At 57.3% G+C, this 9,670-nt stretch carries 11 protein-coding genes; 3 read left to right on the plus strand and 8 right to left on the minus strand.

All coding sequences use genetic code 11. The features are described from left to right. Nucleotides 1-7: 7 nt before the first annotated feature. Nucleotides 8-433: a DUF4168 domain-containing protein gene (locus ACE04I_RS02340; protein WP_082118298.1), complete on the minus strand. Its 426-nt coding sequence runs from the start codon at nt 431-433 to the stop codon at nt 8-10. Between the two features lie 268 nt (nt 434-701). Then, on the minus strand, nt 702-983 hold the full coding sequence (locus tag ACE04I_RS02345; protein ID WP_046793134.1) for a hypothetical protein: 282 nt from the start codon (nt 981-983) through the stop codon (nt 702-704). 161 nt (nt 984-1,144) lie between these two features. On the opposite strand from ACE04I_RS02345, the gene ACE04I_RS02350 reads away from it, so the two are divergent. Both ACE04I_RS02350 and ACE04I_RS02355 read left to right on the plus strand, forming a co-directional pair. Beyond that, nucleotides 1,145-1,396, plus strand: coding sequence for a DUF982 domain-containing protein (locus ACE04I_RS02350; RefSeq protein WP_046793133.1), 252 nt, complete (start codon nt 1,145-1,147; stop codon nt 1,394-1,396). A 158-nt stretch (nt 1,397-1,554) separates the two neighbouring features. After that, on the plus strand, nt 1,555-1,749 hold the full coding sequence (locus ACE04I_RS02355) for a hypothetical protein (protein ID WP_137326703.1): 195 nt from the start codon (nt 1,555-1,557) through the stop codon (nt 1,747-1,749). A gap of 342 nt (nt 1,750-2,091) precedes the next feature. On the opposite strand, the gene ACE04I_RS02360 is transcribed toward ACE04I_RS02355, so the two are convergent. From ACE04I_RS02360 to ACE04I_RS02370, 3 genes are all read right to left on the minus strand, one after another. After that, nucleotides 2,092-2,406: a hypothetical protein gene (locus ACE04I_RS02360; protein WP_137326698.1), complete on the minus strand. Its 315-nt coding sequence runs from the start codon at nt 2,404-2,406 to the stop codon at nt 2,092-2,094. Between the two features lie 196 nt (nt 2,407-2,602). Beyond that, the gene (locus ACE04I_RS02365) at nt 2,603-2,806 is read right to left on the minus strand and encodes a hypothetical protein (RefSeq protein ID WP_487206497.1); all 204 of its coding nucleotides are present in this window, start codon (nt 2,804-2,806) and stop codon (nt 2,603-2,605) included. A 538-nt stretch (nt 2,807-3,344) separates the two neighbouring features. Beyond that, entirely contained in the window at nt 3,345-4,691 is a 1,347-nt protein-coding gene (locus ACE04I_RS02370) for an ATP-binding protein (protein ID WP_046793130.1), read from the minus strand. 277 nt (nt 4,692-4,968) lie between these two features. Here ACE04I_RS02370 and ACE04I_RS02375 point away from each other — a divergent pair, with 277 nt between their 5' ends. After that, nucleotides 4,969-5,817 carry a MipA/OmpV family protein gene (locus tag ACE04I_RS02375; protein WP_487206498.1) on the plus strand — a complete coding sequence of 283 codons (849 nt, stop codon included), beginning with the start codon at nt 4,969-4,971 and terminating at the stop codon, nt 5,815-5,817. A gap of 259 nt (nt 5,818-6,076) precedes the next feature. On the opposite strand, the gene ACE04I_RS02380 is transcribed toward ACE04I_RS02375, so the two are convergent. The 3 genes from ACE04I_RS02380 to ACE04I_RS02390 all read right to left on the minus strand — a co-directional run. Beyond that, the gene (locus ACE04I_RS02380; protein ID WP_487206499.1) at nt 6,077-6,799 is read right to left on the minus strand and encodes a response regulator transcription factor; all 723 of its coding nucleotides are present in this window, start codon (nt 6,797-6,799) and stop codon (nt 6,077-6,079) included. 129 nt (nt 6,800-6,928) lie between these two features. After that, the gene (locus tag ACE04I_RS02385) at nt 6,929-7,546 is read right to left on the minus strand and encodes a methyltransferase family protein (RefSeq protein WP_137326697.1); all 618 of its coding nucleotides are present in this window, start codon (nt 7,544-7,546) and stop codon (nt 6,929-6,931) included. A 140-nt stretch (nt 7,547-7,686) separates the two neighbouring features. Next, nucleotides 7,687-9,670: efflux RND transporter permease subunit (locus ACE04I_RS02390; protein WP_487206500.1), on the minus strand; the 1,984-nt coding region annotated here is incomplete at its 5' end.

Here is a 9,670-nt window from a genome sequence, read left to right on the forward strand (position 1 = left end):
AAACGTGCTACTGCTGCGACGGTGTGGCTTTTTGAAGCTTATCCTGCACCCTCTGAACGAGTGCGGGATCTTTTTCCGCGGCGGTTAAGATTGCATTGTATTCCTCAACTGACATGTCTGGAGAACCTTCGACCACCTGCACCATTTTTTTGCTTGCCTCGGTCTGGAGCTGTTGCTTTGTAGCCGCGTCCGATGTGGCTCCAATCTTGGTCGAGTATTCCTGCCTCACCTTGTCGACCTGCAGGTACGCGACCGCAAAAGCCTCGATTTTCTGATCGGTGACGGCGGCAGCAGGCATGCCATTGCCACCCGTCTGCCCTTGGACGGGCCCTTTCTGTGTATTTGCCTCCTGCGCAAAAGCAGGATTGCCGAAAAATACCAAGCTCAAAATCAGTGCGGATAGCGATGCTGGACGGAAGTTGCGAGTGATCATCTTCATTCCTTTTCAGCTAAGAGCGTGAACAACAGCATGTCGGGTAAACCCGTAGCCAGCATGGGGAACGATCCGGCCACAATATGGCTGTAGCATGTTAACCCCACGGCGATTATGCGATGATCTTCGGGCGATGGAGCATGGCGGTCTATACCGACGACGAGTGAAAGCCTGAAGGGAAGAGGCGGAGTTGTGACAGCATGATCGAGTTTGCGGATAACCTCATGCTGGCGACCGACGCGAGTGGTGAGGTGGAATAGGAACGATTTCACTCCTGGACGATGGTCACCAGTTTTCGGCTGGCAACACAGGTCCGGATCGCCTCGGAATCCTCGTTCAGAATGGCAATGAGGGTCGCGGTGTCCGGCGTCCGCAAAGTGCACTCATAGACGGCCCTTGCGCCAAGCTCGTCAGCGCTTACATCCGGATCCTGCCGAAGGTCTTTGAGAATTTCGGAGGCATTCCGCATGCACTCTTCAAGCGTGGCGGCGAAATGTAGCTCTTCATCGTCACCTGGAATGATCTGACAAGCGTAAATCACAACCTCCATGTGAACCTCTTCTCATTACGACAACTCTCGTTATTGCTTAGGTCAATTTCCTCTCGGTCGCTATCCGTCAAAATTGATAGGTTGCAGTGGATAACCGTAACACCCTGAGGATTGCGGAACCTCCAAATCAGAGCTGCGTTGGCAGACAGGAGGAAGCTCATATGAGACGTGGTCACTGGGAAAGGCCGATCACATATGAAGAGGACAATCGCGGCGGATATCGAACGATATGGAGCGCCGAAGAAGCAGCTCACGCATTGCTATTGATGTGGCCTGTCGATGATGGTGACGAATACTGGGAGGCTCAGCGCGTCTGCCTCGCGGTGATGGAGGGAGAGCGGTCCGCTGAGGATGCCCGGATTGCCTTCCTCAAGGCTGCCGCGGAAGCCGGTGTTTTCGTCCGCGGTCAATAGTCCATCAGCATCGCTTTAAAAGACTCCTGTTGACTCACTCTCGAATGAGAACATAATTAGAACATCGGAGCCGCAATGCGGCGGCGCTCCCTTGAAAATCCCAGAAGAAGAACGCGCTTCGGCGCGAAGGAGAAGTCGTGTCTACGAAACAGCATGAAATTGAAAAAGACGAAGCTCGCAATGCGCTTGAGGAGGTTCTTGCCTACCATGGAGGAGACGCCCTCGCCGCGGTCCAAACCTTGCTGGAGGACTGCCGTCACCTGCGTCATGAGCTTGTTCTCGCTGAAGGAGCGATGAGCACCGGAATGACAAGGGGCTGGCGGCCAAGCTTGGAGCGCAAAGATCATGCCTAAGACGGGTGGTCCCGATCCCCGCTACACGTGGCGCCGAACCAATCCCGAGACACCGGACCACTTTGCTGGCTTAGACGGAGAATGGCCGGTCCTGCACTTGTGCTGCAACGGGTATTGCAGATACGCCGAGGCTTACGGCAAAGGCGTCCGAGGATTGCTATGATGCTCAGTTGGCCGGAACGTGGCCCGGGATGAGCGAAGAAATGTGTATGAAGGCCAAGAACCTCGCAGAGCAGGAAGCCAGGCAGAAGAAGGATGCCCAGTGTGGAATAACAAGAGCTTTGCCAGAAGTCGGACCGGTCACCTGGTGGTGCGATGAACACTTCCCCCATTTGGACGAGATCAAACGGTTGCGTGGTCTACCAGATCGAGGTAGGTGGCGGCCACGTCCTGATCGAGCTTAGCGCCACCGTGTCCATTCACTTGCAGATGAGCGATTAGCTTCAGGAACGCCCGCAATGCGATGGACAATTCCGCGCCGTCCGCGACGGGTAGGTCAACGACCGGCTTGAGCCGAGCGACGACCTTGTCCGCCGCATCTCTGACGGCTTCGTTTTCCGTATTACCCACGATTTCGCAGGCCAGAGCATACATCTGCCGGTAGCTGTGCACCGCCAAGATCGCGCGCACAAGCCAGTCTTCCCCAAGCTCCGTCATGAGCTTACCCCAAACCCCAATTTACATCTGAGATGCAGTGCCTCTACTTCATTTTGGCTCAGGAGTGCGAAATCTCACCATCTTTGGTGAAGGGGCCATTAACCATGAGAACACAAGCCGCCCCACCTGATCGAAGACGACGGACGATCGCATTCCATCCACTGCGGTATTTCCCGCACTACCTGGATGTCGCAACCTAAGGCGTTGAGCGTGCTTTCGAGGAGCGTATGGATACGACCGCTTCGCTCGCATTGCCACATTTATCACCGCCGGTGTAGCAGACATAGGCAAGCGCCTCGTTCTGTGCGCCGCCTTTGTCGGTGCCCTGGTGAAGCCAATCCGTGCGATCAGCGGACGATAAGAGGTAACGGGGGTCCACCGCGATGACACGTCGTGTCATGGTGATTTTCTCCGATGTTGAAGGGAACCGTTTCAGGGGATGCGCGGTTTATCTGCTATCGCACCAGTCATTGACCTCCCCAAGTGGTGCGAGGCTGCGAAGTCCGTTGTCCCCCGAAGCATATAAGTCGCAGCCATGAGGCCTGGCGGAGTCGAAGCCGCCAGGCCTCATCCTTATGAGCTGTGTCGCTCTGGAACCGAAATTCAACTTCAGCGTTGAGGAGCGTCGCGGGGCGCCAAAGCCACGGAACCTATCCGCGACCGTAGGGCCGGCGTAACGGAATGCCGCCGGTCCTACGATAGCGTTTCGGACACCTGCCCAAGGACGTGACAACCCGAAAGCTGATCTGATGCAGATTTGGAGGGCACTCCGGGTGCGCATTACCAGATTGGTACTTATACGTTGCGCTTGGTCTATGCATCATCGCGCCGGCACTTCAGGAAGTACGGGCCGAGCAGGTCTACTTTGCAGCCAAAGTGATATTAAGCCCAGCTTATAGCGAGCTGTTTTCTTGGTGCCGTAGTTATCAATGGGTTGATCACCGGTCCAACTCGATCGCACTCTGCTCTTGAGGTATAGCCAGCCTGACAATCAATCCGTGCGGATGACGATCCATCAATTCCAGCTTTCCATGATGCGCCTGTACAATCTCGGTGACGATGGACAACCCGAGGCCGAAGCCAATATCCGCCCCTCCCCGCGCCGCATCGGCTTTATAGAATGGCTCAAGTACCCGGTCGCGATGCTCAGCGGGAATTCCCGGTCCATCATCCGCGACATCGATGATGGCTTCACCATCAGTCGCGCATAGCGTCACATCGACACGGCTTCCGAATTTGGTCGCATTGTCGCACAGGTTCGTCACCGCGCGCGTGATGGCAAGTGGCTTGAAGCTTGCAACCAATCGCGAGGGACCGCGATAGGCGATTTCATGCCCCATATCCGCGAACTCATCGCACACCGTCTGCAATATCGAGCCGAGATCGGCACGCTGGAATGCCTCGCTCTGGTGATTGTCCCGCAGATAGCTGAGGCTTTCCTTCAAGAGCCGGTCTATTCGTTCTATATCCGTGAGCAAGGCTTCCCGGACTTCGTTTTCGTTCACTCTCTCGGCGCGAAGCCTCAATCGCGTCAGCGGTGTTCTGAGATCATGACTTATGCCGCGAAGCATTCGCGTGCGTGCATCGACCATGGCCGAGATGCGGCGCTGCATTCCATTGAGCGCCCGCGCAAGCGTCACAATCTCGACGCTGCCGCGCTCCTCGAACGGTGCCGCGCCGAGAGAGATGTCCGCCTTCATAGCCGCGGAGGCAATCCGGCGCAGCGGGCGGGTTATCGCCCAGACAGCGAACATGGAGAACAGGATGATCAGCGTGACCGTCGCCACCAGGTAGTTCGAACCAAATCGCAACGCATCGTTGCGAAGAAAGCTTTCGGGCAGCAGCTCCATGACGAGCAGCGTTTCGTCATCGATCTTGGCTGCGAGGACGCGCTTACCGCCGACGAAGGTTCTCCAGCCCCCGAATGGTATGGGTCGGTCTTCGGGAGGCAGGAGGCGATCGATCGCAACCTGGATGAAAGGCTCGTCCGGCGACGTAGTGGTGAAATCGTCAAAATAGGAGAGCGGACGCAGGACAAAATTTTGCCCGCCGCGATTGGCCGCCGCCAGAACCGAGCTTCTCTCCTCGGGCGTAGCCGTTGCCAAGACCGAGGCGATTGCCGAAACACGGGCAGACATACCTTCCAGATCAGGGGCAGTATATTCGTCCCGCACCCAGGCTTCCAGTGTCGAACCTATGACGAAGGCAATGATCAGGCAGGCGAAAATGACGGCGGTGATCTGGCCGTGAATGGTCGAGATCGACCGGGATATCCGAAATCCCAAAACGCCTCCTTGGGCTCCATGCCCGCTGGTTGACTTGAAACGGCTCTATGGCAGACCCGATCCGGCGGAGAATAGGGCGTTCCACGGAAATCCGAGATTAAGTTTTGTGTCGATCGGCCGCAAATGCCCGCAGGAACTGTCCGTCGTCAGGCCTATCCGCAACAAAGCGTAACACAAAGACACGCCGGCCAAGCTCGGCCCATGGCAGGACGGAGATGTTGCAAACACGGTCCTCGGCGCGCGCCGACGGCTTCCGTGTCAAATCACTGGAGCACCCATGTCTTTTATCCAACGGACCGATCGGCGACTTCGATCAAGCGCCCTATGCCTCTCCTTCGTGTTCGCCGGCACGGCTTCGAGCGCACTCGCCGCCGACGCGATCCTTGGGGCACAGACCCCAGAACCGCCATTCGATCAGGAGCGGTTCAACAACGAGAAGCCGCAGCGAAACTGGAGCCTCATTGTTGGCGGCGGCGCAATCTACGAACCGGAATATGAAGGCGGCAACAAGTTTGAAGTGCAGCCCATACCGGTGATCGTCTTCACTTATGGCGAGTGGCTCGAAATCGACCCGGCAGGTGTAACCGTCACGGCGCTTCGACACGAGGGTTTCGCGCTGGCGGCCAAGGTCGGCTACGAAGGCGGGCGGGACGAGGACGACGCGGACCGTCTCGATGGACTGGGCGACATCGACTTCGCCGCAACAATTGGCGCCAAGGCTTCCTATAGCTGGAAGGGCTTCGAGTTCTATGCCAGCGTCGACCAGACGATCGACGGCAGCGAGAGCCTGATCGGGACCTTCGGTGCCGAATATCAGGCGCCCGTCACCGAGCGCCTGATCCTCGGCGCCGGCGTTGAGGCTGTCGTCGCCAACAGCAAGCACATGGAAGCCTATTTCGGTGTGAACGCTGCGCAAGCGGCACGATCCGGTCTGTCCGAATACAAGCCGGATGCTGGTCTCAAGCGCGTCAACGTCTCAGCCTCCGCCACGTATATGCTGAGCGAAAACTGGTTGATCCGCGGCGAAGCGAGCCTTGGCATACTGACGGGCGATGCCGCCGACAGCCCGATCGTGGAAGAGAAGCTGCAGCCCTCCACCTCGGTGTTTGTCGGTTACAAGTTCTGAATTGGAAGAAAACGAACAACGAGAAGCCGGGCAAATACCCGGCTTTTTTTTGCAGAATTATGTAGAAAGTGCCACCAGAGCCGCAAGGTAAGAACGCTGTCCGCAATTATGGGCCAAGCTATTTCCTAGGCTTCTGAATGGTGTTCCAGAGGGCGCCCGGCGTAAAATCATAGCCCAGCAGACAAGATCACGTACTCGCGCCTGAAGACCCGCTTCAGTGGTGACGGTTGGTACCTAATTTCTTTCTTTATTGCGACAGTCAGCCCTGCTCGACATTGGCGGTGAACATATAACCGCCGAGCCTGACCGTCTGCAGCAGGACCGGCGTTTTCGGATCCGACTCGATCTTCTGACGCAGCCGGCTGATATGCACGTCGACGCTGCGTTCGATCGGCCCGGCAAGACCTGTATGCGTGAGGGAAAGAAGCTCTTCCCGCGTGATGACACGTCCGGGATTCCGACAGAATGCCAACAGCAGATCGAATTCCGTCGTTGTCAACGCAACTCTGGCATTGCTGGGGTCGTGCAATTGTCGGCGCAGCGGGTCGATCTGCCACCCTTCGAAGCGCAGTTTGCGCTGGGCCGAGTTATTGACCAAGCCATAGGACGCCCGCCTCAGAAGACTACGGATGCGCGCCACGACTTCCCTGGGACTGAACGGTTTCGTCACGTAATCGTCGGCGCCGACCTCCAGCCCCACGATACGGTCGACCTCCTCCCCAAGCGCCGTCAGGAGAATGATCGGTGTCGTCTTTTGGGAACGAATCCGCCTGCAGATGCTCAGACCATCTTCGCCCGGTAACATGACATCCAAAATGATGAGGTCGAATTCGTTATTACGCAGCAAGGACTGCATCATATGCCCATCGTCGGCGACGGTGGGAATCATCCCATTTTCCTGCACCGCGAGCGCGAGAAGTTTGCCGATCTCCGGGTCGTCTTCCACGATCAGAATTTTCGCGTTCGCGGAACTTGATTGCATTGTCGTCTTCCTTGCCTCAACTGGCGCACAATGCATGTGACGCAGACTGCGAATGTTTCGCTTTATTAAGTTTTGTTGCGAGGGTTGGAAAGGCCAAGCAGGTCCCTGACCCGCCGTAGCAAGCCCTCATTAGAGCGGCAGGGTCAAGAACACTGGCAAAAGACCAACCGACTGGCCAAGTTCGATGAGCTCTACGCCGATCCATGCGGCAAGGAAGACCACCCCGTCCCTCAAACTCCCGAGGGCTTTCGCCGAGCGAAGGAGCGTATCGTCGCATTCCCGCCACAAGGAAAGATCCGGCCAAAGCCTCGGAGTCGTCCGCCGGTATTCATGGAAGCGTTGGCCATAGCGGCTGGCCAGGTAGGCCTCTTCGCCTCGCATGGCCATGTCGAATGCCAGATATGCCGTCAGCGTGATTGCGCCGACGAGCAATAGACTGCCAGTTTGCGCGGCAACTCCGGCAATGCCGATCAGACTGAAGAAATAGAGCGGATTGCGCGTGATCGAATAAGACCCATAGGTGACGAGTTCCGAATTCTTGCGGTCGCCGATGTAGAATAGCGACCAACCTCGACCGGCAATTGCAATGAAGATCGCCAGCGTTCCCATGACCTCAAAAACGGCTCTCACCAAGGGAGGTGCCGGCGGCCCCGATGTGACTGCAAGCAAGCAGAATGCGAGGCCGCCAGCTGCCCGAAGTGCATTGATACGATAGCGCTGCCGGAACGGAGCCTGAATGTTGCCCATGATGCGTGAAACCTCATCTCGAAGGATCTTTACGGTTTCTTGTCACAGGCGAGGCTGGTCTCGCTTAATGATATGTTGCCACCTGTTAAGACCTGCTGAGAAACATGACAGGGGGATCAGTCTCACTGATCCCCCTGTCATCAGCGCCGCTCGAGGTCGGCATCGGCCGACTGGAGGAAAGGGCTGAAGAGCCGGTTCAAGCGATCGCCGAAATCTGAGAAAATGAGGTGCAACGAGGGGATCACGATCAAAGACAGTACGGTGGACACGAAAAGTCCTCCGATGACGGCTATGGCCATGGGAGCCCGGAATTCGCCACCATCCCCAACGCCGAAGGCAGACGGCAGCATCCCGCCGATCATCGCCAAGGTGGTCATGATGATCGGGCGCGCCCGCTCGATACACGCCTCCACAATGGCCTCGGTTCGGACAAGTCCATGTGCTTCCCGCTCGACGGCAAAGTCGACGAGCATGATGGCATTCTTGGTCACGATACCCATCAGCATCAGTATGCCGATCACCACAGGAAGTGATATCGCGTTGCCGCTCAGGAGAAGACCAGCTGCAACACCGCCGATCGAGAGCGGAAGGGAAGCAAGGATCGTCCAAGGAGCCAGGATACTTCTAAACAGCAGGATCAACACGATCAGAACGAGCATAATGCCCGCCCCCATTGCCGTGGCGAAACTCTCGAATACTTCAGCTTCGGTATCGGAATCGCCGGTGGCCTGTACGCGCACGCCGTCGGGAAGGCTGTTCACGCTTTTCATCTGAAGCAACCGATCGAGACCCTGACCCGATGTCAGGCCCTCGGCCATGTCCGCACCTATTTCAATCCGGCGCTGGCGATCGAAGCGATTGATGGCTGAGATGGTCTCGTCAATGCCGATCTCCGCGACAGTGGCCAACGGCACCTGTCTGCCGTCGGCCGAAGGTACGGTCAGCGTATGAAAGACCGGAAGCTGCCCCCGTGCTGCGGGATCGAGAACGACCCGGATCGGGATCTGACGCGAACCTTCGATAAGGTTCGCAAGCTGGCTGTCCACGTCGCCGATCGTCGATATGCGCATCGTGCTGGCGACGGCTGCGGTGGAGACCCCGAGCGTCGCCGCTTTGTCAGTCAGCACTGTCAATCTCAGTTCGGGCCGCATGGCGGTATCGTCGCTTGCCGGATTGACGAAGCTCTTGTCGCTCGACATTTCGAGCAGTATATCGTCAGCCGCGTTCTGAACAGCATCGCCGTCGCTCCCCAGTACGGAGAATGACAGCTCGCGCTCTCCGCGATTATTAAGGAATCTAAGGCGAGTGTCGGGTATGGAAGCGATCGATCTTTCGATATCTGCCTCGATGTCAAAGGATGAGCGGGACCGTTCCCCCTTGTGCAGAAGGTCGACCGAGGTGACCGCGTAACGCACATCCTGCTGACCGCTCATGCTCGATCCCGCGCGCGTCAGAACGCCCTCCACCTCCTCGAGCTTCATCACCCGGGCCACAATCTCGTCGGTTACCGTCCGGGTTTCTTCAAGAGTTGCACCCGGTGGCAATTCGACGGTCAGCGTCAGCCGCCCCATGTCTTCATCCGGCAGGAAGGTGGTGGGCACAGTCATCAAAGAGATGATGGCAGCCGCAAAAAGACCGAAAGCAGATCCGACGGTCACCCCTTTCCAGCGAAGGCTCGTCCTCAGGACGGTTTCATAAGCGGATATTACCCGACCCTTTTTCCTTCCCGCGGCCGGCCGGGTGGTCATGAGGTAGGCTGCCATGATCGGCGTAATCAACCGCGCGACCAGGAGAGAGAAGAACACCGCGATGGCGACGGTCAGGCCGAACTCGCGAAAATATAAGCCTACAACGCCGTTCATCAGTCCAACCGGCGCGAAAACAGCAATGATAGTGGCGGAGATCGCGATCACCGCCAGCCCGATCTCGTCGGAGGCATCGAGGGCGGCCCGATAAGCAGACTTGCCCATGTTTCGATGTCGAACGACATTCTCGATCTCGACGATCGCGTCATCGACGAGGATGCCCGTTACAAGCGTAATCGCCAGCAGGCTGAGAATATTGAGCGAGAATCCGAGAAGATCGATGACGAAGAATGTGGGAATGATCGAAAGCGGCAGCGCG

This window comes from Rhizobium moroccans (assembly GCF_057559155.1).